This window comes from Thauera butanivorans NBRC 103042 (assembly GCF_001591165.1).
In the GTDB taxonomy this organism is placed as follows: Bacteria; Pseudomonadota; Gammaproteobacteria; order Burkholderiales; family Rhodocyclaceae; genus Thauera; species Thauera butanivorans.
The window spans coordinates 1-782 of the sequence record NZ_BCUG01000144.1 but is presented as its reverse complement, the minus strand read 5'-3'; the positions used below and the strand labels follow the sequence as shown (position 1 = coordinate 782).

Annotated in this window: 1 protein-coding gene; it reads right to left on the bottom strand. The window is 62.7% G+C overall.

The window, feature by feature from the left end; translation table 11 throughout:
- Positions 1-209: 209 nt before the first annotated feature.
- On the bottom strand, positions 210-782 hold a 573-nt coding region (gene istB, locus TBU01S_RS22735), incomplete at its 5' end, for an IS21-like element helper ATPase IstB (RefSeq protein WP_068639742.1).

The window sequence follows — 782 nt, the reverse complement described above, 5'->3', positions numbered from 1 at the left end:
TGTCGGCGCCGGTCCAATATTGACCAGGTGTACCGGTTGAATTTTGACCAGGGGCGATAGCTGCTCGTCATTGCTGCAGCTGTGGATAAGTGTATCGGATTGGCGGTCCTGTTTGCCCCCCTGTGCGCTTGTCGTCGAGCACGAGGGGGCGACGTAGGGGAATCTGCGAAGGGCGTAGCCCGAAGCAGATTCCCCTACGTCGCGCCGACTCAGAACGGGTCAGCCCCGTCGCTTTCAGACGCTGCGGCCCGCTTGCTCTTCTCCCTCGACTGGATGCGGGACTTGGCGGCCGCGCTGCTGTGCTGGAAGCGCCAAGACTCGTTACCGGTCTCCACGATGTGGCAGTGATGCGTCAGCCGGTCCAGCAGCGCCGTCGTCATCTTGGCGTCGCCGAACACGCTGGCCCATTCCCCGAAGGTCAGGTTGGTCGTGATCATCACGCTGGTGTGTTCATAGAGCTTGGAGAGCAGGTGGAAGAGCAAGGCGCCGCCGGCTTGGCTGAAGGGGAGATAGCCCAACTCGTCGAGGATGACCAGGTCCATGCTGCGCAGCGACAGCGCAAGCCGCCCGGCTTTGCCAGCGGCCTTCTCCTGTTCGAGCGCATTGACCAGATCAACCGTCGAGTAAAAGCGCACTCGCCGGCCATGACGCGTAATCCCTGAGACGCCCAGCGCCGTTGCCAGATGGGTCTTGCCCGTGCCCGGCCCGCCGATGAAGACGACGTTGTGCGCCTGGTCGGTAAACGACAGATCGGCCAGTGCTGTGATGAGCTTGCGCTCGAT